Source organism: Alsobacter metallidurans (assembly GCF_014636935.1).
Classification (GTDB): domain Bacteria; phylum Pseudomonadota; class Alphaproteobacteria; order Rhizobiales; family Beijerinckiaceae; genus Alsobacter; species Alsobacter metallidurans.
On sequence record NZ_BMES01000001.1, the window covers coordinates 172394 to 198000 of the forward strand.

The 25607-nt window shown below is 69.5% G+C and carries 19 protein-coding genes, 1 tRNA gene and 1 riboswitch; of the genes, 11 read left to right on the forward strand and 9 right to left on the reverse strand.

Features of this window, described 5'->3' with window-relative positions:
• Nucleotides 1-1362 carry a formimidoylglutamate deiminase gene (locus IEV99_RS00725; protein WP_188515827.1) on the forward strand — a complete coding sequence of 454 codons (1362 nt, stop codon included), beginning with the start codon at nucleotides 1-3 and terminating at the stop codon, nucleotides 1360-1362.
• A 4-nt stretch (nucleotides 1363-1366) separates the two neighbouring features.
• The gene (hutC, locus tag IEV99_RS00730; protein ID WP_188515828.1) at nucleotides 1367-2116 is read left to right on the forward strand and encodes a histidine utilization transcriptional repressor HutC; all 750 of its coding nucleotides are present in this window, start codon (nucleotides 1367-1369) and stop codon (nucleotides 2114-2116) included.
• 10 nt (nucleotides 2117-2126) lie between these two features.
• On the opposite strand, the gene IEV99_RS00735 is transcribed toward hutC, so the two are convergent.
• Genes IEV99_RS00735 through IEV99_RS00745 form a run of 3 tightly spaced genes read right to left on the reverse strand, consistent with a single transcriptional unit; the run spans nucleotide 2127 to nucleotide 8853 of the window.
• Nucleotides 2127-3005: a transglutaminase family protein gene (locus IEV99_RS00735; RefSeq protein ID WP_188515829.1), complete on the reverse strand. Its 879-nt coding sequence runs from the start codon at nucleotides 3003-3005 to the stop codon at nucleotides 2127-2129.
• Complete coding sequence (locus IEV99_RS00740; RefSeq protein ID WP_371875754.1) at nucleotides 3002-5515, reverse strand: circularly permuted type 2 ATP-grasp protein; 2514 nt, start codon at nucleotides 5513-5515, stop codon at nucleotides 3002-3004. The genes IEV99_RS00735 and IEV99_RS00740 overlap by 4 nt, the downstream gene beginning before the upstream one ends.
• The gene (locus tag IEV99_RS00745) at nucleotides 5503-8853 is read right to left on the reverse strand and encodes a transglutaminase family protein (RefSeq protein WP_188515830.1); all 3351 of its coding nucleotides are present in this window, start codon (nucleotides 8851-8853) and stop codon (nucleotides 5503-5505) included. The genes IEV99_RS00740 and IEV99_RS00745 overlap by 13 nt, the downstream gene beginning before the upstream one ends.
• Before the next feature lie 217 nt (nucleotides 8854-9070).
• Between IEV99_RS00745 and fumC the strand changes: the two genes are divergently transcribed.
• The gene (fumC, locus tag IEV99_RS00750) at nucleotides 9071-10468 is read left to right on the forward strand and encodes a class II fumarate hydratase (protein WP_188515831.1); all 1398 of its coding nucleotides are present in this window, start codon (nucleotides 9071-9073) and stop codon (nucleotides 10466-10468) included.
• A 134-nt stretch (nucleotides 10469-10602) separates the two neighbouring features.
• Here fumC and IEV99_RS00755 read toward each other — a convergent pair whose 3' ends face one another.
• Nucleotides 10603-11772 carry an aminotransferase gene (locus IEV99_RS00755; RefSeq protein ID WP_188515832.1) on the reverse strand — a complete coding sequence of 390 codons (1170 nt, stop codon included), beginning with the start codon at nucleotides 11770-11772 and terminating at the stop codon, nucleotides 10603-10605.
• 108 nt (nucleotides 11773-11880) lie between these two features.
• On the opposite strand from IEV99_RS00755, the gene speB reads away from it, so the two are divergent.
• Both speB and IEV99_RS00765 read left to right on the forward strand, forming a co-directional pair.
• On the forward strand, nucleotides 11881-12936 hold the full coding sequence (gene speB, locus IEV99_RS00760) for an agmatinase (protein ID WP_188515833.1): 1056 nt from the start codon (nucleotides 11881-11883) through the stop codon (nucleotides 12934-12936).
• Nucleotides 12937-13018: 82 nt separating this feature from the next.
• Nucleotides 13019-14134 carry an NADH:flavin oxidoreductase/NADH oxidase gene (locus tag IEV99_RS00765; RefSeq protein ID WP_188515834.1) on the forward strand — a complete coding sequence of 372 codons (1116 nt, stop codon included), beginning with the start codon at nucleotides 13019-13021 and terminating at the stop codon, nucleotides 14132-14134.
• Nucleotides 14135-14176: 42 nt separating this feature from the next.
• On the opposite strand, the gene IEV99_RS00770 is transcribed toward IEV99_RS00765, so the two are convergent.
• A complete protein-coding gene (locus tag IEV99_RS00770) occupies nucleotides 14177-15022 on the reverse strand; it encodes a DMT family transporter (protein ID WP_188517586.1) in 846 nt (281 codons plus the stop codon).
• 325 nt (nucleotides 15023-15347) lie between these two features.
• Here IEV99_RS00770 and IEV99_RS00775 point away from each other — a divergent pair, with 325 nt between their 5' ends.
• Both IEV99_RS00775 and IEV99_RS00780 read left to right on the forward strand, forming a co-directional pair.
• Nucleotides 15348-16337, forward strand: a complete 990-nt coding sequence (locus tag IEV99_RS00775) for an ABC transporter ATP-binding protein (protein WP_244643429.1) — start codon at nucleotides 15348-15350, stop codon at nucleotides 16335-16337.
• Nucleotides 16334-17332: a dipeptide ABC transporter ATP-binding protein gene (locus tag IEV99_RS00780; RefSeq protein WP_244643430.1), complete on the forward strand. Its 999-nt coding sequence runs from the start codon at nucleotides 16334-16336 to the stop codon at nucleotides 17330-17332. The genes IEV99_RS00775 and IEV99_RS00780 overlap by 4 nt, the downstream gene beginning before the upstream one ends.
• On the opposite strand, the gene IEV99_RS00785 is transcribed toward IEV99_RS00780, so the two are convergent.
• Nucleotides 17305-18498, reverse strand: coding sequence for an MFS transporter (locus IEV99_RS00785; protein ID WP_188515836.1), 1194 nt, complete (start codon nucleotides 18496-18498; stop codon nucleotides 17305-17307). The genes IEV99_RS00780 and IEV99_RS00785 overlap by 28 nt on opposite strands.
• Nucleotides 18499-18668: 170 nt before the next feature.
• Nucleotides 18669-18776: riboswitch (TPP riboswitch) on the forward strand.
• 14 nt (nucleotides 18777-18790) lie between these two features.
• On the opposite strand from IEV99_RS00785, the gene IEV99_RS00790 reads away from it, so the two are divergent.
• The 3 genes from IEV99_RS00790 (at nucleotide 18791) to thiD (ending at nucleotide 21521) form a co-directional block, all read left to right on the forward strand.
• Nucleotides 18791-19588, forward strand: coding sequence for an ABC transporter permease (locus IEV99_RS00790; RefSeq protein WP_188515837.1), 798 nt, complete (start codon nucleotides 18791-18793; stop codon nucleotides 19586-19588).
• Between the two features lie 25 nt (nucleotides 19589-19613).
• Nucleotides 19614-20555 carry an ABC transporter substrate-binding protein gene (locus tag IEV99_RS00795; RefSeq protein WP_188515838.1) on the forward strand — a complete coding sequence of 314 codons (942 nt, stop codon included), beginning with the start codon at nucleotides 19614-19616 and terminating at the stop codon, nucleotides 20553-20555.
• A gap of 147 nt (nucleotides 20556-20702) precedes the next feature.
• Nucleotides 20703-21521, forward strand: coding sequence for a bifunctional hydroxymethylpyrimidine kinase/phosphomethylpyrimidine kinase (gene thiD / locus IEV99_RS00800; protein ID WP_210318607.1), 819 nt, complete (start codon nucleotides 20703-20705; stop codon nucleotides 21519-21521).
• A 16-nt stretch (nucleotides 21522-21537) separates the two neighbouring features.
• On the opposite strand, the gene IEV99_RS00805 is transcribed toward thiD, so the two are convergent.
• The 3 genes from IEV99_RS00805 to IEV99_RS00815 form a co-directional block, all read right to left on the reverse strand.
• The gene (locus tag IEV99_RS00805) at nucleotides 21538-22443 is read right to left on the reverse strand and encodes an ABC transporter permease subunit (RefSeq protein ID WP_188515839.1); all 906 of its coding nucleotides are present in this window, start codon (nucleotides 22441-22443) and stop codon (nucleotides 21538-21540) included.
• A complete protein-coding gene (locus IEV99_RS00810; protein ID WP_188515840.1) occupies nucleotides 22433-23446 on the reverse strand; it encodes an ABC transporter permease subunit in 1014 nt (337 codons plus the stop codon). The genes IEV99_RS00805 and IEV99_RS00810 overlap by 11 nt, the downstream gene beginning before the upstream one ends.
• A 197-nt stretch (nucleotides 23447-23643) precedes the next feature.
• Complete coding sequence (locus tag IEV99_RS00815; RefSeq protein ID WP_188515841.1) at nucleotides 23644-25248, reverse strand: ABC transporter substrate-binding protein; 1605 nt, start codon at nucleotides 25246-25248, stop codon at nucleotides 23644-23646.
• 249 nt (nucleotides 25249-25497) lie between these two features.
• Between IEV99_RS00815 and IEV99_RS00820 the strand changes: the two genes are divergently transcribed.
• A tRNA-Arg gene (locus IEV99_RS00820) sits at nucleotides 25498-25574 on the forward strand.
• Nucleotides 25575-25607 lie beyond the last annotated feature (33 nt).

Here is a 25607-nt window from a genome sequence, read left to right on the forward strand (position 1 = left end):
ATGGGAAGGCTCATTTTCGATCACGCGCTGCTGCCGGACGGCTGGGCGCGCGAGGTCGCCGTAACGGTCCGGGACGGGGTGATTCAGGCCGTTGCGCCCGGCGCGGCGCCGCAGGCCGCAGACCGACGCGTGAGCGGCGTCGCGCTTCCGGGCCTCCCCAACCTCCATTGCCACGCCTTCCAGCGCGCCATGGCGGGCCTCGCCGAAACGCGCGGCCCGACAGGCGACAGCTTCTGGACCTGGCGGCAGGTCATGTACCGCTTCCTCGGCGCGCTGACGCCCGAGGATGTCGAGGCGGTGGCGGCGTTCGCCTACATGGAGATGCTGGAAGGCGGCTTCACGACCGTCGGCGAGTTCCACTATCTCCACCACGACGCTGACGGCCTGCCCTACGCCAACCTCGCCGAGATGTGCGAGCGCATCGCGGCCGCGGCGGCCGGAACCGGCATCGGCCTCACGCTGCTGCCGAGCCTCTACGCCCAGGGCGGCGTCGGCGGCCAGCCGCCCGTGCCGGGGCAGCGTCGTTTCCTGAACGATCCGGAGCGCTTCCTGCGTCTCGTCGAGGGCGCCCGAAAGGCCGTCGCCGGCCTCCCGGGAGCCCGCGTCGGCGTCGCGCCCCATTCGCTGCGCGCCGTCACGCCCGAGCAGCTCAGGGCCGTACTCGACGCCATGCCGGACGGCCCGGTCCACATCCATGCGGCCGAGCAGGTGAAAGAGGTCGAGGACTGCGTCGCATGGTCTGGCCTGCGCCCGGTCGAGTGGCTCCTCGCCAATGCGCCCGTGGACGCGCGCTGGTGCCTGATCCACACCACCCACATGACGCCGGACGAAACCCTGCGCCTCGCCCAGTCGGGCGCGGTGTCGGGCCTCTGCCCGCTCACCGAGGGCAGCCTCGGCGACGGGGTATTTGACGGCGTGCGCTTCGGGGAAAGCGGCGGGCTCTTCGGCGTCGGCACCGACTCCAACATCGAGATCACCGCCCCGGGCGAGCTGAAACAGCTCGAATACTCGCAGCGGCTCGCTCATCTCGGGCGCAACATGATGGCGCTGACCGAGGGCGAGCACACGGGCCGGCGCCTCTACGACACCGCGCTCGCGGGCGGCGCCCGGGCGATGGGTCGCCCGATCGGCGCGATCGCGCCGGGGATGCGCGCCGACATCGTGGCGCTGGACGGCGAGCACCCCGACCTCGCGGCCGTGTCCGGCGACCGCTGGCTCGACGCCTATGTGTTCACGGCCGGCCGCGCAGCCATCGGCAGCGTGTTCGTGGGCGGCGAGCAGGTGGTGGAGGGCGGCCGCCACCGCGGCCGCGCGGCAATCACGCGCCGTTATGTGGACGTGCTTCGGCGCGTCGGGGCCTGAACGCATGCCGCATCGGCTGCAGCGGGCTACCGCCGAGGAGAACATCCCGCGCTACGCCGAGATCCGGCGAGCGCTGGAGGGCGCGATCATGTCGGGCGCCTGGCCTCCCGGCCACCGGGTGCCGTCCGAGCATGAGTTGATGGCGCAATTCGACTGCTCGCGCATGACCGTCAACAAGGCGCTGTCGGGCCTGGCCGAGGCCGGCCTCGTGATCCGCAAGCGCCGCTCGGGCAGCTTCGTGGCGACGCCCGCCTCCGAGCAGACCGTGCTGGAGATCCACGACATCCAGAAGGAGGTCCTCGCCAGCGGGCGCGAGTACCGCTTCGAGATCGTCGCGCGCCGGCGCGGCAAGGCGACGGCGGCCGAAGCCGAGCTGCTGGGCGTAAAGGCCGGCGCTCCGCTCCTGGCGCTCAGCGTCCGGCATTTCGCGGGCGGCAAACCCTTCGCGGCGGAGCGCCGGCTGATCAACCTCGCCCGTGTGCCCGAAGCCGAAGGCGAGAGCTTCGCGCAGGCGCCGCCCGGGAGCTGGCTGCTGGCCCGCATTCCATGGACCGAGGCCGAGCACCAGATCAGCGCCGCCAACCTGGACGACGACACCGCCGGCCTCTTGTCGATGGCGCCCGGCGCCGCCGCCCTCGTGGTCGAGCGCCGCACCTGGCAGGGCGGCGTTCCGATCACCTGCGTGACGCTGTTCTATCCGGGCGACCGGCACCGCCTGATTGGGCGTTTCGCGCCTCCGGCCGGCCGGAGCTGAGGTTTCCGGCTTAGCCGATCGGCCGGACGTCCACCGCCACCTTGAGGGTGTGCCCGGACGACGCCAGCACGATGCCGGACGACGGTGCCACGTCGGCGTAGTCGCGCCCCACCGCCAGAACCACGTGATCCTCGCCGGCCAGAATGGCGTTGGTGGGGTCAAAACCGATCCAGCCCAGCCCGGCGCCGCACCAGGCGCTCGTCCAGGCATGCGTGGCGTCCGCGCCGACCAGCCTCTCGGCGCCCGGAGGAGGGTTGGTGCGCAGATAGCCGCTCACGTAGAGCGCCGGCAGGCCGAGGCTGCGCAGGCCCGCGATCATCAGATGGGCGAAATCCTGGCAGACCCCGCGGCGGTTCGAAAGAACCTCGGCGATAGGCGTCGAGATTTCCGTGGCCTTCGGATCATAGGTGAAATCGTCGTAGATGCGGCCCATCAGCTCCGTCACGGCTTCGACGATCGGCCGGCCAGGCGTGAAGCTCGGTTCCGCATAGGCGGCGGCCGCCGCCGAGATGGGCGTGTGGCGGCTGCCGAACAAGCCGTGCACGGGCGATCCCGCGCCAAGGTCGTCGATCACGCCCGCGGCGGATCGCACGCTTTCCCAGGGCTCGGACAGCATGGGGGCGATCGCGTCCCGGGCCGGCGCCTCGACGGTCGTCACCGCCCGGATCGTCAGCGTTTGGTGCGGCTCCGCGAAGGCGACGTTCAGGCTCCAATTGCCGAAGAAATCCCGCACACGCGTGCTCTCGACCGGCTTGGGCGAGATGTGCAGCTCGTGCGCGAGCACGCGCTGCCCGTCGCGGCTCGCGGGCTCCAGATGCAGCTGGCATCGTGCGAAGGAAACGCGACCATCATAGTCGTATACGGTCGTGTGGCTGATCTCGTAGATCAAGCTCCCTCCTCGGGATCGGGCGGCGTTTGCGAGAAGAACCGTGCCGTGATCTCGGTGGAGAGCTCCATCAGGCGGTTCTCGACCGCCAGGACGTCGGCGGGCTCGAGGTCCTCGACATCCGTCACCCGAAGCCCGGTGGCGACCTGCAGCACGATCTTCTGCGGCAGGTCGAGCGCCGCATGGGTCGGCAGGTTGCTGAGCGCCGCCAGATGATCCTGAATGCGCGCCACCTGGAACGCGACCGCGCGCGGGTTGCCGTCGTCGAGCGCCACCAGGTCGATCACCGGCAATCGCAACGCGCCCATCAGGTAGCGCGCCCGGTAGGTGATCTGGCTGTCGCTGATTTCCAGCAGCGCCTCGAGGCTGGCGGCCGACGCTTCGGCGTCCGCAAGCCGGCGCACGCAGCGGCCCGTCAGCACGCCACGCTCGATGCGGCGGCCGATCTCCAGGAAGCGCCAGCCCGAGAGGCGGTTCATGTTCTCCTGTACGAGGCCGGAGAAAGCCGCCATGACGCGCAGCGCCTGGTCGCAGAGATCCAGCGCCTCCGCCTGCGAGACGCTGACGCCTTCGTGCTCGAACAGGCGCGACAGGTCGGCGAGCGCCCGCACAGCGTCGGACGACAGCCGGTCCCGGATTACGGACGCGGTGCGCCGCGCCTCGCCGATGAGGCTCAGAACCGAGCCGCCGCATTCGGCCGAGCGCAACGCTTGGTCCAGCAAGGCCGGCGCCTTCGGGCCCTTGTGCTCGCTCTCCGGCGCGGCCCCCCAGGCGACCAGCATGTCGCAGAGCCGCACCACCGCGTCTCGCGCCGGCCCCGTCGTCTCGGTGCTTTCCACCAACAGCCCGGCGAGGCAACGAACCACCCGCACGGTCGCTTCGGCGCGCTCCAGGTACCGGCCGAGCCAAAACAGGTTTTCGGCGGCCCGGCTCGGCAGGTAGCCGATCACGCGGCGGATTTGCGGCTGGGCGGGCGACGGCAGGAGGCTCAGGCGCTCGACGGGCTGGTCCGCCGTGATCCAGACGTCGGCCGAGCGGTCGCCGAGCTGCATGGAGAGCGCGCGCGCGTCTTGCGAGCCGGATACGCGGCAAAAGCCGCCCGGCAGCACTTCCCAGCCATCCTCGGTGGCCACCACATAGGCGCGCAGCGTGAAAGGCCGCGGCTCCAGCCGGCCGCCGGTCCAGACCGGCATAGTGGAGAGCCGCACCATCTCCTGGCCGACTACGTCGAAGCCGCGCCGCTCCAGCACGGTTTCGAGCGCGGCCCGCGCCTTGTCGTCGAGCTCCGCGCCGGGCGTCGGGTTGGGCGGCAGCGGCCAGCCGGAGCGGGCCGGGAACGCCGGCGCGATCGCGAGCGTGTCGAGATTGCGGCGCACGTGCTCGCGTTCCGCCTTGTGGCCGCACCACCAGGTGGCGACATTGGGGAGGCTGAGGTCCCGGCCGAGCAACTGGCGCGCCAGCGCGGGCATGAAGCCGAGCAGGCCCCGGGCCTCGATCACGCCTGCCCCGAGCGGATTGGCGAGCACCACCTTGCCGGACCGCACCGCATCCACGAGCCCGGGCACGCCGATGCGCGACGCGGGCTCGAGCTCCACCGGGTCGGCGAACTCGGCGTCGAGCCGGCGCACCAGCACGTCGACGCGCTTCAGCCCCGCGATGGTGCGCACGAACACGGCGCCATCCCGCACCGTCAGGTCGCCGCCCTCCACCAGCAGGAAGCCCAGATAGCGCGACAGGTAGGCGTGCTCGAAATAGGTCTCGTTCAGCGGCCCCGGCGTCAGCAGGCAGATGCGCGACGCCTCGCGGCCGGCCTGCGCCGCGAGGGCGCTGCGCCATGTCTGGAAGAATGGCGCGAGCCGCCGCACGTTCATGCCGCCGTAGAGGTCCGGCACCGCGCGCGACAGCGCGATGCGGTTCTCCAGCGCGTAGCCCATGCCGGACGGCGCCTGGGCGCGGTCGCCCAGCACCCACCAGCGGCCATCGGGCCCGCGCCCGAGATCCGCCGCGTAGATCTGCAGCCGCCGACGGCCCCGGGTCGGCAGGCCCACCATGGGGCGCAGGAAATCCGGGCTCCCGGCGATCAGCGTCGCCGGCAGCGAACCGTCCGCCACCAGCCGGCCCGGGCCGTAGACGTCGCCCAGCACGGCGTCCAGCAACTCGGCCCGCTCCACCAGCCCGGCCGCCAGCGTCGCCCACTCGGCTTCGGGGATCACGAGCGGCACGTGGCTCAGCGCCCAGGAGCGCTCGCGGCTCTGCCCGGCGTCGTAGACGCGGTAATACACGCCCGAGTCCCGCTGGTGCCGGTCCGCCAGCGCAAAGGCGCGGTCCACCTCGGCGGGGTCGCCCGAGAGCCGGTCCAGAACCGGCGCCCAATGCGGCCGCAACCGGCCGTCACGGTCGACGAACTCGTCGCGGATGCCCGGCAGCGGCTGGTAGCCGGCCAGCAGGGCGGCGGCCCGCGTGGACGCGGCTTTCACGGCGGCGGCGCCGGCCGGCGGCGTCAAGACATCCACCCGGGCGGCCTGCGGCGCAGGTCCAGCGTCATCGGGAATTCCAGCGACGGCTCGGCTGGCGGCGGCGCGATCGGCCCGGGCGTATGCCCCTGCGCGTCGAAGCGCGCGAGGCGGCGCGCCTCGGCCTCATAGGCGTTCACCGGGAAGGTGTCGTAGTTGCGCCCGCCCGGGTGGGCCACGTGATACACGCAGCCGCCCAGCGAGCGTCCGGACCACATGTCCAGAACGTCGAAGGTCAGCGGCGCATGCACCGGGATGGTGGGATGCAGGCCAGACGCCGGCTGCCACGCCTTGAAGCGCACGCCCGCCACTGCCTCGCCGGCGACGCCCGTCGGCGTCATCGGCACGCGCCGTCCATTGCACGCCACCACGTGCCGGGACGGGTTGAACCCGTCCACCTTCACCTGCAGGCGCTCCACCGAGGAGTCCACGAACCGCACCGTGCCGCCGATGGCCCCGGTCTCGCCCATGACGTTCCAGGGCTCCAGCGCCTGCCGGATTTCCATCTGCACGCCTCCGGCCTCGATCACGCCGTAGAACGGGAAGCGGAACTCCCGCTGCGCTTCGAACCAGAGCGAGTCGATGGCGTAGCCGGCTCGCCGGAGATCGGCCACCACCTCCAGGAAGTCGCCCCACATCACCTGCGGCAGCATGAACCTGTCGTGCAGCGCCGTGCCCCACCGGGTGAAGTCGCCGTCCTGCGGCTGGCGCCAGAACCACGCGATCAGGGCGCGCAGCAGGAGCTGTTGCGCCAGGCTCATGCGCGAATCCGGCGGCATCTCGAAGGAGCGGAATTCCACCAGGCCGAGCCGGCCGGTGGGCCCTTCCGGCGAAAACAGCTTGTCGATGCAGATCTCGGACCGGTGCGTGTTGCCGGTCACGTCCACCAGCAGGTTGCGGAACAGCCGGTCCACCAGCCAGGGCGGGGTCGGCGGCCCGCCCGGGCCCGACACCATCCGGATCGCGGTCTCGAGCTCGTACAGGGAGTCGTGCCGGGCCTCGTCGACGCGCGGCGCCTGGCTGGTCGGGCCGATAAACAGCCCCGAGAACATGTAGGAGAGGCTGGGATGCCGCTGCCAGTAGAGCACCAGGCTCTTCAGCAGGTCCGGCCGGCGCAAAAACGGGCTGTCGCCCGGCGTCGCGCCGCCCACCACCACGTGGTTGCCGCCGCCCGTGCCGGTGTGGCGACCATCCAGCATGAACTTGTCGGCGCCGAGCCGAGACAGCCGCGCCTCCTCGTAGACGCCTTGCGTGATCGCGACCAGCTCGCGCCAGTTGGCGGCCGGCTGGACGTTCACCTCGATCACGCCCGGATCCGGGGTGACCTTCAGCACGTCGATGCGCGGGTCCTGCGGCGGCGCGTAGCCCTCGATGCGGACCTTCAAGCGGTTGTCGCGCGCCGTGTCCTCGATGGCGGCGATCAGCTCCAGGTAATCCTCGAGCTTCTTCACCGGCGGCATGAATACGTAGAGGATGCCGTCCCGCACCTCGAACGCCACTGCGGTGCGCACCGCGCCCGCGATCGCGACCTGCTCCACCAGTTCCTGCGCGCCGACGCCGCTTTCCGGCTGCGCGCCCGCGATCTGCGGCTGCGTGTGCTCGCGGTCGGGCGCCTGCACGAGCGCCGCGATGGCGGCAGCCGTCGGCAACGGCCCGCGCGGCTCGGCCGGGTCGGCCGGCACCACATACGGGTAGGACGCGGCCGGCACGTGCGGCAGGCTGCCCAGCGGCAGGCGGTAGCCGACGGGCGAGTCGCCCGGCACCAGAAAGAGCTTGCCGCGGCGCAGCTTCCACCGTTCCGTTTGCCAGCGCTTGTCGCCCGCCTGAGCGTTCCAGGTCTGCACCGGCAGCACCCAGCCGGTGGCCCGGCCGAGGCCATGCTCGAACACACGTGCGATGCGGGCCCTTGCCTCGGGATCCTCGAGCTTGGAGTCGAGCGGGTCCACGTTGTCGGGGAGCTCGGCCTCCTTCAGGATCCACTGCGCCGGATCCTCATAGGCCGGCACCGCGTAGTCGGCCGGAATGCCGAGCCGCTCCGCAAAGCCGCGCGCCACCGCCTCGGCCTGCTCGGGCCGCAGCGGGGCCTCGGGCGTTTCCAGGGCCAGCAGCGAGGGATCGCGCCACACGGGCTCTCCGTCCTTGCGCCAGTACAGCGCGAAGGTCCAGCGCGGCAGCGACTCTCCCGGATACCACTTGCCCTGCCCGTGATGCAGGAAGCCGCCTGGCGCGAAGCGTTGCTGGAGCCGACGCACCAGCGCGTCCGCGCGCTCGCGCTTGGTGGGTCCCACCGCGGCCGTGTTCCACTCCTCGGCCTCGTAGTCGTCCACGGACACGAAGGTCGGCTCGCCGCCCATCGTGAGCCGCACGTCCTGCGCGGCGAGGTCGCGGTCCACCTGTTCGCCGACGCGGTCCAGCGCCTGCCAAGCCTCGTCCGCGAACGGCAGCGTGATGCGCGGCTTCTCGGCCACGCGGGTCACGTTCATGGCGAAGTCGAACGTCACTTCGGCGTAGCCCACCATGCCGCTGATCGGCGCGGCCGAGCGGTAGTGCGGCGTCGCCGCGAGCGGGATGTGGCCTTCGCCGCAGAACAGGCCGGAGGTGGGATCGAGCCCGATCCAGCCCGCGCCCGGGATAAACACTTCCGCCCAGGCGTGCAGGTCGGTGAAGTCGTGGTCGGTGCCGGCGGGGCCGTCCAGCGCCTTGAGGTCGTGCTTGAGCTGGATCAGGTAGCCCGAGCAGAACCGCGCCGCGAGGCCGAGCCGGCGCAGGATCTGCACCAGCAGCCAGCTCGTGTCGCGGCAGGAGCCGACCCCGATGGTCAGCGTCTGGGCTGGCGTCTGCACGCCCGGCTCCATGCGGATCGTGTACTCTATCTGCCCTTGAAGCCGCTGGTTCAGCCCGACGAGGAAGTCCACCACGGGCAGCGGCTCGCGCGAGATTCCGGCCACATAGGCGTCGAGCTCGGGGCCGCCGTCCTCCAGTTCCAGGTAGGGCAGCAGCTCGTGCTGCAGCTCCGTGGGGTAGGCGAACGGGATCGTTTGCGCGTAATCCTCGACGAAGAAGTCGAACGGGTTCACGACCGCCAGCTCGGCGACGAGGTCCACCTCGATCTTCAGCTCGGTCGCGGGCTCCGGGAACACCAGCCGGGCCAGCCAATTGCCGTGCGGATCCTGCTGCCAGTTGATGAAGTGGTTGGCGGGCGACACCTTGAGCGAATAGCTCTTCACCGGCGTGCGGCTGTGCGGGGCTGGACGCAGGCGGATCACCTGCGGACCGATCATCACCGGCCGGTCGTAAGTGTAATGCGTCAGATGGTGCAGGGCTGCGGTGATGGACACAGGGAGCCTTCCGTTAGGACAGTCCGGAGCCGCCCTGCGGCTCAGCGTTACGCGTTCGGATTCCGGAGGCAAGGCTCGTGCCGCCCTGTCGGGCGCATCTTGCACAACTGATAAGCTGAAGTCGACCCGTGGTGACCCGCCGCACGGGCGCCGGGGTCGGGCCGCAACTCCCGTTCCGCCGCCGCGTTGGGCGAGCCTACAGCAAGGAGAGGTCCCGATGGCCGAAACCCGCACTGAAACCGACAGCTTCGGCCCGATCGAGGTTCCCGCCGGGCATTACTGGGGCGCGCAGACCCAGCGCTCGCGTCTCAACTTCGCGATCGGGATCGAGACCATGCAGCCGGCGCTGATTGCCGCGCTGGTGACGGTCAAGAAGGCGGCCGCGCTGGTCAACAAGGACCTGGGCGAACTCGACCCCAAGCTCGCCGACGCCGTCGTGGCGGCTGCCGACGAGGCCCTGGCCGGGCTCCTGCCGGACGAGTTCCCGCTGGCGGTGTGGCAGACGGGCTCCGGGACGCAAACCAACATGAACGTCAACGAGGTGCTGGCCGGCCTCGCGAACGAGCGTCTGGCGGGCCAGCGCGGCGGCAAGGCGCCGGTGCACCCCAACGATCACGTGAATCGCGGCCAATCCTCCAACGACACGTTTCCGACCGCCATGCACGTCGCGGCCGCGCAGGAGATCGAGGGTCGGCTCCTGCCGGCGTTGGAAAAGCTGCACGCGTCGGTCGACGCCAAGGCGAAGCAGTTCGCCTCCATCGTGAAGATCGGCCGCACCCACACGCAGGATGCGACGCCGCTGACGCTCGGCCAGGAATTCTCGGGCTACGCCGCGCAGGTGGAGCTCGGAATCGCCCGTATCCGCGCCGCCCTGCCCAATCTCTACCCGCTCGCGCAGGGCGGAACGGCGGTCGGCACCGGCCTGAACGCCCACCCGCGTTTCGCCGACGCGGTGGCGGCCAAGATCGCCGAACTCACGGGCCTGCCGTTCACGAGCGCGGCCAACAAGTTCGAGGCGCTGGCCAGCAACGACGCGCTGGTTTTCGTGCATGGCGCCTTGAACGCGCTCGCAACGGGGCTGTTCAAGGTGGCGAACGACATCCGCTTCCTGGCCTCCGGCCCGCGCTCGGGCCTCGGCGAACTGACGCTGCCCGAGAACGAGCCGGGCTCGTCCATCATGCCCGGCAAGGTCAACCCCACCCAGTGCGAGGCCATGACGATGGTCTGCTGCCGGGTGTTCGGCAACCAGACGACCGTCACGGTGGCGGGCAGCCAGGGCCACTTCGAGCTGAACGTCTACAAGCCCGTGATCATCGACGCGGCGCTGCAGTCGATCCGCCTCCTCGCCGACGCATCCGACAGCTTCCGCGAGCACTGCGTCGACGGCATCGAGGCCAACACCGACCGGATTGACGACCTGATGCGCCGCTCCCTGATGCTCGTCACCGCGCTCGCGCCCAAGATCGGCTACGACGCCGCCGCCAAGCTGGCCAAGACCGCGCACCACAACGGCACCACCCTGCGCGAGGAAGCCTTGCGCATGGGCCTCGTGAGCGAGCAGGAGTTCGACGCGATCGTGCGGCCGGAAACCATGGTGGGGCCTGGCCCGGGCTAACGGGTTCCCCGCCCGTCATTGCGAGCCGAAGGCGAAGCAATCCAGACGCGTGGGAGTGCGCTCCATGCCCGGCGGCTGGATTGCTTCGCTGGCTCGCAATGGCGGCGAGGCGGTTGCGTCAACGAAGGTTGGTCCTAAACGGCCAATCCCTCCAGCCGCCCGGGCAATTCCGCGATCGCGGCGGCGTCCGCGTTGGCGAAGGCCACGCGCAGATGACCGTCCTGCCCAGCCCCGAAGAAGCCGCCCGGCAGCGCCAGCACGCCGCGTCGCTCGGCCATCCGGCGCGAGACGGCGGGCGCGGCGACGCCCGCGAAAGGGTGGGCCACATACGCGAAATAGGCTCCCATGGAGTCGATGCGCCAGCCCGGCAGCTGTGCAAACGCCGCCCGGAACGCCGCGGCGCGCGCCGCGATCTCGCGGCGGTTCGCCTCGCGCCAGTCGTCCAGCGCCCCGATCGCCCAGGTGAGCGCCGTCTGTCCGGCCCTCGCCGGGCAGATCTGGATGCAATCCAGCACCTTGCCGATCTGGGCGATCACGGCCTCGCCCGCCGTCACGGCGCCGAGCCGGTGGCCGGGCACGCAGTAGGACTTGGAGAAGCTGTAAAGCCCGATCAAGACGTCGCGCCACCCGGGCTCCGCGAACAAGCCGTGCGGCCGCTGGTGCGCGCCCTCCAGGAAGTCGCGGTAGGTCTCGTCCACGACGAGCCATATATTGCGTCGCCGGCACAGAGCCGCGAAGCGCGCCAGCGTTTCGGGCGGGTACACCGCGCCCGTGGGGTTGTTGGGCGTGATCAGCACGATGGCCTTCACGCGGTCGTCGATCAACGCCTCGGCGGCTTCGGGATCGGGCACGAAGCCGGTTTCGGCCGAGCAGGGCAGGGGCCGCGCCTCCACGCCGAGCATGCGGCATGTCATCTCGTGGTTGAAGTACCACGGCGAGGGCAGCAACACGGTGTCGCCGGCCTTGGCCAGCGCCATCAGCGCGATAACGAAGGCCTGGTTGCAGCCGGCCGTGACGGCGGTCTCGCCCGGCCGAATCGGCGCGCCATACAGCGCCGTGGCGTGCGCCGCATAGGCCTCCCGCAGCGCGTCGTCGCCGAAGATCGAGCCATAGCCGGCCGAGCGAACGTCGCCGGCCGCGGCCGCGAGGCGCGCCAGCATCTCGGGGTGCGGCGGATAGCCCGGCACCGCCTGCGACAGGTCGATCAGCGGTCCGCGGTCGCCCGTGTAGGAGCGCGTCCACCCCTGCGCCTCGGGGATCGGCGGCGTGCCTGTGTCCAGCAGGTTGGGATTGAGGGCTGCCATGCGTGAGGTCCCAAGCGCATCCTTGCGCGCGCGGCGTCCTTCCTACAGGCTTCGACCCGAGGGTCCAACCCGTTGCGCGTCCCCGGCGCGACCGGACCCGCCACGAGGATGCGAAACGTGAACGACGACAAGCTGAAGGCGCTGCGCGAGAAATATGAAGCCGCCCGCGGCGCCGACATCTACGATCCCGAATTCGCCAAGGTGGCGGCCGGCCAGTTTCAGGGCGACCGGCGCAAATGGCCCTTCGCGGACCCGGCGACCTTCATGGGAGCGACCTTCCGGCCGCAGGCGCTGGAGGAGAACTTCGCCGATCTCGACGTCGCCGTCGTGGGCGTGCCGATGGACCTGGGCGTCACCAACCGGGCTGGCGCCCGTCTGGGCCCGCGCGCGGTGCGCTCGGTGGAGCGCATCGGGCCCTTCGAGCACGTGCTGCGCCGCGCGCCCCTGCAAACGCTGCGGGTCGCGGATGTCGGCGACGTGCCGTTCCGCAGCCGCTACAGCCTGGAAAGCTGCCACGAGGACATCGTCGATTACTACACCAGGATCGTGGACGCCGGCGTGATCCCGCTTTCGGTGGGCGGCGACCACTCGATCAGCATGTCGATCCTGAAGGCGGTGGGCCGCGACCGCCCTGTCGGCATGGTGCATATCGACGCCCACGCGGACACCTCCGGCCCCTACGAGGGCTCCAAGTTCCACCATGGCGGGCCGTTCCGGCAGGCGGTGCTTGACGGCGTTCTCGACCCCGAGCGCGTGGTGCAGATCGGCATCCGCGGCGGCGCGGAGTACCTATGGGAGTTCTCGTTCGACTCCGGCATGACCGTGATCCACGCCGAGGAATTCGCCGCCATGGGGCCCGAGGCCGCCATCGCAAAGGCGCGCGCCGTGGTGGGCGACGGCCCGACCTACGTGTCCTTTGACGTCGACAGCCTCGATCCGGCCTTCGCGCCCGGCACCGGCACGCCCGAGGTCGGCGGCCTGACGCCGCGCGAGGCGCTGCAGATCCTGCGCGGCCTGCGCGGGATCGATGTTGTCGGCGGCGACGTCGTGGAAGTCGCGCCGCAATACGACGCCACCAGCAACACCGCCCAGGCGGGCGCGCAGGTGCTATTCACGATCCTGTCGCTGATCGACATCGCGCACGAGCGACGCAAACGCGCCTGAGCCATGCGCGGCGCGCTCTTCCGCGCTGCAACATGGCGCCTATCTTTGCCCTTCCCCCGACCTTGAACCGGGTTTCCTCACCATGTCCCTCCTGTTTTCTCCCATCGCGCTCGGCAATGTCGAATTGCCCAACCGCATCGCGGTCGCGCCCATGTGCCAGTATTCTGCCACGGACGGCTGCGCCAGCGACTGGCATCTCCAGCACTGGATGAACCTCGCCATGTCGGGCGCAGGCCTCGTCACCGTCGAGGCCACCGCCGTCGAGCGCCACGGCCGCATCAGCCATGGCGACATGGGTCTCTACTCGGACGACAACGAGCGCGCCTTCGCCCGCGCGCTGGCGGCCGCCCGCGCGGTGGCGCTGCCGGGCGTGAAGTTCGCCGTCCAGCTCGCGCATGCGGGCCGCAAGGCGTCCTCGCAGCGCCCCTGGGAGGGCGGCGGCCCGCTCAAGGCCGACCAGGATCCCTGGCAGACCGTGGCTCCGTCCGCGATCCCGTTCGCGGAAGGTTGGCACGCGCCCAAGGCCGCCGACGCGCAGGATCTCGACCGGATTGAAGCCGCCTTCGTGCAGGCCGCCAAGCGCACGGCGCGACTGGGCGTCGAGGTGATCGAGCTCCATTTCGCGCATGGCTATCTCGGCCACGAGTTCCAGTCGCCCTTCTCCAACCAGCGCACGGACGAGTATGGCGGCACGCCTGAGAAGCGCCGCGCCTTTCTGCTGCGCATCGCCGAGGCCGTGCGGGCGGCCGTGCCGGGAACCGTGGCGGTCGGCGCCCGCATCACGGGCTCCGACTGGACAGAGGGCGGCATCACGCCGGACGACGCCGTCGCGCTCGCGTCCGAGCTGAAGGCGCTTGGCCTGAGCTGGGTGGACGTGACGTCGGGCGGCAACGTCTCCACCGCCCGCATTCCGGTAGGGCCCGGGTACCAGGTGCCGTTCGCGGCCGCGGTGAAAAAGGGCTCGGGCATCGTCACCCGCGCGGTCGGGATGATCGCCACTGCCCAGCACGCCGAGGAGATCCTCCAGAAGGGCGAGGCCGACCAGATCGCGCTGGCGCGCGCCTTCCTGGACAACCCACGCTGGGGTTGGCACGCCGCCGAGGCGCTCGGCTTCGACCTGCCGCGCCCGCCGCAATACGCCCGTGCGGCCCCGAAGCTCTGGCCCGGCGCCAGGCTGGCCCGCCCGGACGTGCACTGATCCAGGCGCCCTCTCCCGCCTAAGCGGGAGAGGGATTTGCCGCTATCCCGTCGCGCGCCGCTCGGCGATGAGCAGCCCCACGCCGCTCGCAATGATCAGGCTCGCCCCCATCACGACGCCGATGCGCGGAATGTCGCCCCAGATCGCGAAGCCGAACACGAAGGCCCACACCAGCGCGGAATATTCAAAGGGCGCGACCGCCGAGGCCGGCGCGTAGCGAAAGCCCTCGAACACGAGATACTGCCCCGCCCCGCCCGCCACGCCGAGGCCCAGCAGCAGCAGCGCTTGCGTCCAGGTGGGCGTCACCCACAGGAAGGGCAGCGCGACCGCGCAGCCCAGCGCGAAAATGAAGTTCGAGGCGATCATCTGCGTGGCCGTCGCCTCGGTGCGGCTGATGATCCGCACCAGGATGTTGGTCCACGCCCACAGGAAGGCCGAGGCCACCACCATGGCGGCGGGAATGAAATTCACCGAGCCGGTCGTATCGGCCGCCAGAGCCACCCCCAGGAAGCCGACGCCGGCCGCCAGCCAGCGCGCCAGCGTGACCTGCTCCTTGAGGATCAGGATCGACAGCACCATCACGAAGATCGGGGCGGCGAAGTAGAGCGTCACCAGCTCGGCCAGCGGCAGCCACTTGGCGGCCGAGTAGTAGGATATCCACGCGATCAGGATCAGCACGCCCCGGCCCAGCAGCGCCGGCTTGGCGCGGCTGCGCAGCGCTGCGCCATAGACGCCCGGGCCCGCCAGCATGCCGGCGAAGATCATGATCATGATGCTGCGCGCGAACAGGATCTCGAAGACGGGCAAGTCCTGCACGAGCCACTTCACGATGGCGTCCTGCACGCTGAAGCACGCGTAGCCGGCCATCGCGAGCCCGATGCCGGTCATGATCCGCGGATGGGGGGAAGGCTGCACGGCGGGGCGGACCACTGGGACGGGGACCACGAGGTCCGGGGGATCGCACGGGAGTATGGCGCGGCTTCGCGACGCGCCTGCGTCGGGACGCGCCCTCTTCTGTCACCCCGTCGCCTTCGGCGCCAGCCGGTCCGCGGCATGCATGGCATGCGGCTCCAACAGCCTGCGGCCAGCAGGCGCGGGCTTCGATTTGCGGCCACGCATTCCTGCTCTATGCTGAAGCCAACGCCAGCGGCCAGCCGCGGGCGATCCCACTTCTCCCGGACCTCCGGTCTCGCCCCATCGTCATGGCGGATGAATGAGCCTGCTTGAAATCCGAAACCTCTCGGTCAGCTTCGCGACCCGATCCGGCCAGTTCCGGGCCGTGGACGGCGTGGAACTCACGGTCGACCAGAACGACGTCGTCTCCATCGTGGGTGAATCGGGCTCGGGCAAGTCCGTCGCCATGCTGGCCGTGATGGGCCTCCTGCCGTGGACCGCCACGGTGACGGCCGATCTCATGCGCTTCGACGGGCGCGATCTCCTGACCATCTCGGACAAGGAGCGCCGCTCCATCATCGGCCGCGACATCGCGATGATCTTCCAGGAGCCGATGACGTCGCTGAACCCGTGCTTCACGGTCGGCTTCCAGCTCGGCGAGACGCTGAAGACGCATTTGAAGCTCGACCGCGCCGCCCGCAAGAAGCGCTCGATCGAGCTGCTCGAGGAAGTCGGCATCACCGATCCGGCCCGGCGCCTGTCGGCCTTCCCGCACCAGCTCTCCGGCGGCATGAGCCAGCGCGTCATGATCGCGATGGCGATCGCGTGCCGGCCGAAGCTGCTGATCGCCGACGAGCCCACCACGGCGCTGGACGTCACCATCCAGGCCCAGATCCTCGATCTTCTGCTGCGGTTGCGGCAGGAGACCGGCATGGGCCTCGTGCTGATCACGCACGACATGGGGGTGGTGGCCGAAACCGCGCATCGCGTCGTGGTGCAGTACGCCGGCCAGCAGGTGGAGCGGCAGGAAACGCACGGACTCTTCGCCGATCCGCACCATCCCTACACGGCGGCGCTGCTCGCCGCGCTGCCGGAGCGCGCCACCGGCCGCATCCTTCCGAGCATCCCGGGCGTCGTGCCGGGCCAGTTCGACCGGCCGCAGGGTTGCTTGTTCTCGCCGCGATGCGCCTTTGCGACCGACTACTGCCGCGCCGTGCCGCCCAAGCCGGCCGCGCCCGAACTCGGCTACGCGCTGTGCCACTACGCCCTCGTGCAGGGCCAACCCACCAACCGGGAGCGCGCCGCGTGACCGTCGTTCTCGAAGGCCGCAACCTGTCGCGCGACTACAGCGCCAAGCGCGGCATGTTCTCTCCCATGGCGACCGTGAAGGCGCTCAAGGGCGTTTCGTTCGACCTCGAGGCCGGCAAGACGCTGGCCGTGGTGGGCGAATCCGGCTCCGGCAAGTCCACGCTGGCGCGCCTGATCACGATGATCGAGGAGCCCACCGAGGGCACTCTGAAGATCAACGGCGTCGACATGGTCTCGGCGACGGCAGCCGACCGCAAGCGCCTGCGCAGCGAAGTCCAGATCGTCTTCCAGAACCCTTATGGCTCGCTGAACCCGCGCCAGACCATCGGGGCCGCGCTGGAAGAGCCTCTGATCGTCAACACCGACATGCCGGCCGCCGAGCGCCGCAAGGCCGCGCGCGACATGATGGCCCGCGTCGGCCTTCGCCCCGAATATGTGGAGCGCTACCCGCACATGTTCTCGGGCGGCCAGCGCCAACGCATTGCGATCGCGCGCGCGTTGATGCTGCGGCCGAAGATCCTGGTTCTGGACGAGCCCGTCTCCGCGCTGGACGTGTCGATCCGCGCCCAGGTGCTGAACCTGCTGGCGGAGCTGCAGAACGATTTCCAGCTCGCCTACCTGTTCATCTCGCACGACCTCTCGGTGGTGCGGCACATCGCCGACGACATCATGGTGATCTATCTCGGCCATGCGGTGGAGGTGGGCAGCCGCGAGGCCATTTTCACGGCGCCGCAGCACCCCTATACGCGCGCTCTGTTATCGGCGACCCCTGTGGCGGAGCCCGGCGCCAAGAAGGAGCGGATCGTGCTCCAGGGCGAGTTGCCGTCGCCCTTTAATCCGCCGAGCGGGTGCCCGTTCAACCCGCGCTGTCCGCTCGCCTTCGAGCCCTGCCCGAAGGAGATGCCGCCGCTCGATCTCAAGCAGGGCCGCAAGGTCGCGTGTTGGGCCGTGCCGGCCGATGGCGAAGCTCAGGCGGTTCCGTCCCGCATGTCGTGACGGTTCAGAAGCGAGCCGGTTGCCACCCCGGTGGCGGCCAGCACGATCGCGCAGACCGCGAGCGCCACCGGCGCGCCGACGGTGTGAAACGCCACCCCGAACAGCGGCGGGGCTAGCGCCTGCCCGATAAAGAAGAAGAACGCATGCAGCGCGATGGCTGAGCCGCGCGCCGTCGGCGCGAGCTCGGTGGCGCGGTTCTGCAGCGAATTGTGCAGCATGAAGAAGCCGAAGCCGACCGCGCCGAAGCACGCCGTGAGGGCCGGCCATGTCGCCGCATACGCGACCCCCGCCAGCCCGAGGCCCCCGATGACGCCGCCGGCGCGCATGAGCACATGGACCGGAAACCGCCGCAGCAGCAGCGACACGGTCGCCGAGAACAGGATGCCGCCCAACCCGATCCCGGCGATAGACAGACCGGCCTGCGTCGCCCCCCCGCCCCCGCGCGCCTGCAGGAGCTCCGGCACGAAAGGCAGCACGCCATAGATCGCCACGCCCTCCAGAAAAACCGCCCCGTAGCAGATCTTGGCGCGGGGATTGGCGAACACCAGCCGGTAGCGCTCCATGGCCTCGGCGAAGCTGAAGCGTCCTGGAGCGCGAGCGTTGAGGTGGGCCGGCAAGCCCAGCAGCGTCGCCACGAGGGCGATTAGGGCCGCGCTCGCCGTAACCGCCATTGCGCCGCGCCAGCCGACCCAATCCGCCATGGCGCCCGATGCCGTTACGCCCACGAGCTGGCCGATCAGCGCGGCCGCCAGGAACCGCGAGATCGCGACCTGCCTGCGGTCATACGCGAAGGCGTCGCCCACCATCGCGAGCGCGAGCGGAATGACGCCGCCCGCCGCCAACCCGGCGACAACGCGGCTCACGAAGAGCTGTTCGAGCGACCCCGCGAACACGCCCGCGCCTAGCGCAAGCGCGAACACGACGAGGCACACGCGCAGCACCAGCCCCTTGCTGATGGCGTCGCCGAGCGGCCCCAGCACGGGCTGCCCCAGCCCATAGGGCAGGGCGTAGCAGGACGACAGAAGCGCCACTGTGGCGACCGGGGCGCTGAAGTCCGCCGCGATGGCGTTCACCATGGGGTCCGTGGAGCGGGCCGCGAAAGAACTGGCGAAGCCGCTGAGCCCGAGAATGGCCAGCAGCTGGGTTTCGCGCGCCTTGTCGAGCATGGACATCCTTTCGGCGTGGCCCAAACACCTAGGCGACGCCGATCGCCCGGCCGTGACGGTCGCCTCCCTGACCGGCTGCGTCAATCACGGTGTGCGACACGGCAGTCTTGCGCCGCACGCGGTGCTTTGCGCCTCCTTGCGCGCCGCCGAAAGCCGCGATACGTGTTGCTCATCTCTCGTCGGGGTGCCGTTCAATCCAGGGCGGCTGAGAGGCATCGCGCCAACCCGTCGAACCTGATCCGGCTCGCACCGGCGGAGGGAACGTGAGATGGCGCCCAGCCAGCAAGCCCCCATGCGTAAGCGCTCATCCGTCCGATGGGCCGTGGACCCGCTCGCGGTCTGCGCCGGCCTAGGGCTTGTCGGCCTCTGGGAAGCCGCGGTGCGGCTTTTTGCCGTTCCGCCATACATCCTGCCAGCCCCCAGCCGGATCGCCGAGACGCTGGCCCTGCGCTGGCGCGTGATTGGCGCGGAGGCGTTGGTCACGCTGGGCGAGATCCTGTGCGGCTTCGCCGCCGGCGCGCTGCTCGGCCTCGCGGTCGCTGTCGCGATGGCGCGGTGGCGCCTGCTGGAGCGGGCGCTCGGGCCCGTGCTGGTGGTCAGCCAGGCCTTGCCGGTTTTCGCCATCGCGCCGCTGCTGGTGGTGTGGTTCGGTTTCGGGCTCGCCTCCAAGGTCGTGATGGCGACGCTGATCATTTTCTTCCCGGTCGCCGCCAACGCGCTGGATGGCCTGCGCCGCACCGATCCGAACCTCATCGAGCTCGCCCGCCTGTATGGCGCCACGCCCCGCCAGACGCTGTTGCTGATCCGCACGCCCGCCGCCATGCCGGCTGTTGCGACCGGCCTGCGCATCGCGGCCGCGGCGGCTCCCATCGGGGCTGTGGTTGGCGAGTGGGTTGGTTCCTCGGCCGGCCTGGGCCTCCTGATCCTCCACGCCAACGCGCGCTCGCAGACCGACATGGTCTTCGCGGCCCTGGTCGTGCTCGCCGCCCTGTCGATCACGCTCTGGGCGCTGGTTGACCGCATCGCCCGCGGACTCGTGCGCTGGGCGCCCGACAGTTTCGACCAGCCTGGCTCACGGGCGACGGCCTGAAATCTTCTCTGAAAGGACACACCCGATGCGTCTCGTTTCCCTCGCGCTCGCGGTCGCCCTGGCGGTCGCCGGCCTCTCCGGTCCCGCCGCCGCGCAGGACAAGCTCACAGTGCTGCTCGACTGGTTCACCAACCCGGACCACGCCGCGCTGGTGATCGCCAAGGAAAAGGGCTTCTTCGCCAAGGCTGGGCTCGACGTCACGCTGGTGGAGCCGGCCGATCCCTCCGCGCCGCCCCGCCTCGTCGCGGCCGGGCAGGGCGATATCGCGATCACGTACCAGCCGAACCTCTATCAGCAGGTGCAGGAAGGCCTGCCGGTGATCCGCGTCGGCGCGGCCGTCACGACGCCGCTGAACAGCCTCGTCGCGCTGGCGGACGGCCCGGTGAAGAGCATCCCGGACCTCAAGGGCAAGACCATCGGCTACTCCATCGCGGGCTTCGAGGAGGCGCTGCTCTCCACCATGCTGGCCGAGGCCGGGCTGAAGCTCGCCGACGTGAAGCTCGTGAACATCAATTTCGCGCTCACGCCGGCGCTGTTGAACGGCCAGGTCGACGCCGTGATCGGCGCGTTCCGCAACTTCGAGCTCACCGAGCTGAAGCTCGCCGGCAAGCCAGGCCGGGCCTTTTACCCCGAGGAGCACGGCGTGCCGCCCTATGACGAGCTGATCTACATCGTCAAGCAGGACCGCGCCGCCGACCCCAAGGTGACCCGCTTCCTGGACGCCGTGGAGCGCGCCACCTTCTCGATCCTGAACGATCCGGACGGCGCCTGGGCGAGCTTCGTCAAGGCGAACCCGAAGTTGGACGACGAACTGAACAAAACCGCCTGGACGGACACCCTGAAGCGCCTCGCTTCGAGCCCTGCGGCATTGGACGGCGTCCGCTACAGCCGCTTCGCCCAGTTCATGAAGGACCGGGGCCTGATCGACGCCATGCAGCCCGTGTCCCGCTACGCGGTCGCGCGCTGATCGTCCCCTGCCGTCATTGCGAGCGCAGCGAAGCAATCCAGCTGATGCTGGGCCAGGAAATGCCGAGCGTTCGACCCGGCGCCTGGATTGCTTCGTCGCTGCGCTCCTCGCAATGACAAACGTCAGCCTCGAAGAAAGGACCCTGCCGTGCCCCAGCCCACCGCCAAGACGCCCATCGCGGTCACGATCGCGGGCTCGGATTCCGGCGGCGGCGCCGGAATCCAGGCCGACCTGAAGAGCTTCTCGGCGCTTGGCGTTTATGGCGCGACCGTCATCACCGCGCTGACAGCCCAAAACACGCTCGGCGTGCAGGGCATCCACGACGTGCCGCCGGAATTCATCGCCCAGCAGATGGACTCGGTGTTTTCGGACCTCGCCGTCGACGCCGTGAAGATCGGCATGCTGTCGCGCCCCGCCGTGATCGACGCGGTCGCGGCCGGGCTCGAGCGGCACGGCGTCGAATGCATCGTGCTCGATCCCGTGATGGTGGCGACCAGCGGCGACCGGCTGATCGCCGCCGACGCAGTGGACGCCCTGCGGCGTATCCTGATCCCGCGCGCCGCCCTGATCACCCCGAACCTGCCCGAGGCCGCGGCCCTCCTCGACACCGCGGAGATCGCTGCGGACGAGGACGCGATGCGCCGGCAGGGCGAGGCGCTGCTCGGCCGCGGCGCGCGCGCGGTGTTGATGAAGGGCGGCCACGGGGGTGGCGACGCCAGCGTCGACCTGCTGGTCGAGCCATCCGGCGTCACCCGGTTCGAGGCGCCGCGCGTCCACACGCGCAACACACACGGCACCGGCTGTTCGCTGTCGGCCGCCATCGCGGCCGGCCTCGCGAAGGGGCAGACCCTGCACGACGCCGTCGGGGCCGCCAAAACCTGGCTCACCGGCGCGCTGCAGGCGGCCGACCGGCTCGCGATCGGCCACGGCCACGGGCCGACGCACCACTTCCACGCCTGGTGGTGAGCGGCGCGCCGCCGCTTCAGCTGCGCTTCAGCTTGGGATCCAGCGCGTCTCGCAATCCGTCGCCCATCAGGTTGATGGCCACCACGGTGACCAGGATGGCGAGGCCCGGCAGCGTCACGATCCACGGGTTGGAGCGGATGAACTCGCGGCTGTCGGCCAGCATCGAGCCCCACTCGGGCGTCGGCGGCTGCGCGCCAAGCCCGAGGAAGCCCAGTGCGGCGGCTTCCAGAATGGCGTTGGATACGCCCAGCGCGGCCTGCACGATCAGCGGCGCGAGGCAGTTCGGCAGGATGGTGACGAACATCAGCCGCATCGTGCCGACGCCGGCCACGCGCGACGCCGTGACGTAATCCTTTCCGAGTTCGCCCAGCGCCGAGGCGCGGACCAGCCGCACATAGCTCGGCAGATACACGATCGCGACCGCCACGATGGTGTTGGTGAGGCTGGGGCCGAGCACCGCCACCACCAGGATCGCCAGCACGAGGCCGGGCACGGACAGGATCAGGTCCATCACCCGCATGATGACGGTGTCGACGATGCCGCCCAGGAACGACGCCGCGAGGCCGAGCAGAACGCCCACGATCACGGAAGTCGCCATCACGGCGACGCCGATAAACAGCGAGATGCGCGCGCCGTAGATCAGCCTGGTCAGCGTGTCGCGGCCCAGCGCATCCGTGCCGAGCACGAACTTCCAATTGCCGCCATCCTCCCAGGCCGGCGGCAGCTTGGTGAAGTCGCGGAACTGCTCGAAGGGCGAATAGGGCGACACCACGTCGGCGAAGATCGCCATCAGGGCGATGATCACCAGCACTACGAGGCCGCCGACCGCGCCCTTGTTCTCCGAGAACGACGCCCAGAAAGCCCGCAGTGGCCCGGGCGGAACGGGCTGAGCGGGCTGCGCCGCGAGCGCGTCAACGGCCATGGCGGATCCTCGGATTGATGGCCCCGTAGAGCACGTCGATGATCAGGTTCACGACGATCACCATGGATGAGATCAGCAGGATGCCGCCCTGCAGGGCGGGGTAGTCGCGCCGGCCGATCGCCTCGATCAGCCACTTGCCGACGCCTGGCCACGAGAAGATGGTCTCGGTCAGGACCGCGCCGGCCAGCAACGTGCCGACCTGCAGCCCCACGATGGTGACCACCGGGATCAGCGCGTTGCGCAGCGCGTGATAGCCGATCACCCGAAACGGCGACAAGCCCTTGGCCTTTGCGGTGCGAACATAGTCCTCGCTCAGCACCTCCAGCATGGACGAGCGCGTCATACGGGCGATCACGGCCAGCGGCACCGTGCCGAGCACGATCATCGGCAAGATCAGGTGGTGCAGCGCCGACCAGAACGCGCCCGGCTGGTCGGACTTCAGTGCGTCGATCAGCATGAAGCCGGTGACGGGCTCGAAGTAGTAGTTGATCAGGTCGATGCGCCCGGACACTGGCGTCAACCCCCAGCGCTCCGACACGAGCATGATCAACAGGAGGCCCCACCAGAAGATCGGCATCGAGAAGCCCGTCACGGCCGCGCCCATGAGGGTGTGGTCGAACCAGCTGCCGCGCTTCACGGCTGCGATCACGCCCGCCGGCACGCCCAGCAGCACCGCAAACAGCATGGCGGCGGCCGAAAGCTCCAGGGTGGCCGGAAACAGGGCGAAGAACTCGGTCAGCACCTTTTCGTTGGTCACCACCGAGGTGCCAAAGTCGCCATGGAGCAGCTGCCACACATAGTCGGCGAACTGCTTCCAGATCGGCTGATCGAGGCCGAGCTCGTGCCGGAACTGCGCCAGCCGCTCGGGCGAAATGCCGCGCTCGCCGGTGCGCACCTCCACGGGGTCGCCCGGCACCATCCGGATGGCCACGAAGGTCACGAACATCAGCGCAAAGAAGGTGGGCAACGTCAGCGCCGCACGCTTCAGGAGAAATTTGATCATCGAATCCTACGCAGGATCGGGGGATGCGGCCCGGGGGCGGCCGGCGGTCCCACCTATGCACGTCGTGCGCCACGGGCGCCCTGGGGCCTGCAACGCTCACGTCGGATACTAGCCCAAAACACGAGATCGGCGGAGCGCCTTGGGCGTCCGCCGATCCCGCGCCGTTCAGTGCGGGAGGGTTAAGCCCTCCCGCAGCCTCACTTCATGTCGACGCCATAGAACTCGTGGCGGTTGAAGGGGCTCATCTTGTAGCCGGTCACTTCCTTGCGCATCGGCTCGTACACGATCGAGTGCGCGATGGTCATGTCCGGGGCGTCTTCCTTCTGGATCAGCTGCATTTCCTCATACAGCTTGGCGCGCTCCTTGTTGTCCGACATGGCGGCGGCCTTCTTCAGCCGGTCGTCGAACTCCTTGTTGCACCACTTGGACAGGTTCTGGCCGCCCGGACGGGCCGCCGAACAGCCGCGCAGGAAGAAGAAGTTGTCCGGGTCGCCGTTGTCGCCGGTCCAGCCGAGCTGGCCCGTGATGTGCTCGCCCTGCTGCATGCGCTTGCGGTACTCGCCCCACTCGTAGGTCACCAGCTTGGCGTTGATGCCGAGCTTGGCGAGGTCCGACTGCATCATTTCGGCGATGCGCTTGCCGTTCGGGTTGTAGGGGCGCTGCACCGGCATGTACCAAAGGTCGATCTCGAGCGGCGTCTTCACGCCGGCCTTCTCGAGCAGCTCCTTGGCTTTGGCCTGGTCGAACGGGTAGTCCTTCACGGTGTCGTTGTAGGACCAGATCGTCGGCGGGATCAGGTTCTTGGCCGGCGCGCCGGCGCCCAGGTACACGTCCCGGATGATCGCAGCCTTGTCGACCGCCATGTTCATCGCCTGGCGCACTTCCTTCTTGTCGAAGGGCGGCTTGGTGACGTTGAACGACCAGTAAGCGATGTTGAGGCCCGGCTGCTGCATCATCTGCAGAGCCGCATCCTTCTTGATCTCCTCGAGATCGGCCGGGCGCGGATAGGCCATGTGGTGGCACTCGCCCTTGCGCAGCTTGGCGAGGCGAGCCGTCGGGTCAGGCGTGATCGCGAACACCAGGTCGTCGATCAGGGCCTTCTCCTGGCCGAAATAATCCTTGTTCGCCTTGAAGCGGATCACCGCGTCCTTCTGGTAGGCGACAAACGAGAACGGACCGGTGCCGACCGGGATCTGGTCCATCAGCTCGGGCTTGCCCTGCTTCACCAGGAAGTCGGCGTATTCCTGCGAGTGGATGGACGCGAAGTCCATCGCCAGGTTCGCCAGGATGGGCGCGTTCGGCTCGTTAAGCGTCATCACGACCGTGTAGTCGTCCTTCTTCTCGATCGTCTTCAACAGCTTGGGCATGTCCATGTCGTTGAAGTAGTCGTATTTGCCGCCCGACACCTTGAAGAAGGGATGGTCTTCCTTCCACTGGCGGTTGAACGAGAACAGCACGTCATCCGCGTTGAAGTCGCGGCTGGGCTTAAAATCCTTGGTGGCGTGGAATTTCACGCCCTTGCGGAGCTTGAAGGTGATCACCTTCGCGTCGTCCGAGAAGGTCCAGCTCTCCGCCAGGCCCGGCACAACCGTGGTGGAGCCGCGGGCGAATTCGGTAAGCTGGTTGTAAACCGGGCGCGCGGCGTCGAAGCTGGTGCCGGTGGTGTTCAGCGCAGGGGTGAAGTTTTCCGGGCTGCCCTCCGAGCAGTAGACGAGCGTTTTGGCCGAAACGGCCGTGGAGCCCATCAACAGAGCCGCGAGCCCGAGGCCCAGAAGGCCTTTGGCGGTTGCATAGCGTGTCATCAACTTCCCCTCGTCACTTGTTCTTCGGGCCACGGCGGGCCCGGCCGTCTCGGGACAGCGTAGGCCTAGCAAAGCGCTTTTCGCCGCCGCACGCAATCGCCATCCCGACGCCACAAAAAGCGCGTCACAGGCCGCCGAACCGCCCTTTCGGAGGAATGCGCGCCGCGATGGTCCCTGACCTTCGCGAAACCCGCCCCATTGCCCCCCGCGCCGCAATCGGCTAGACACGGTCCGCCGGCCATGCCGCAGGCACCCGTAGCTCAGCTGGATAGAGCGTTGCCCTCCGAAGGCAAAGGTCACACGTTCGAATCGTGTCGGGTGCGCCATTTTCACCTAGCAATCGCACCGACTTAGCGGCG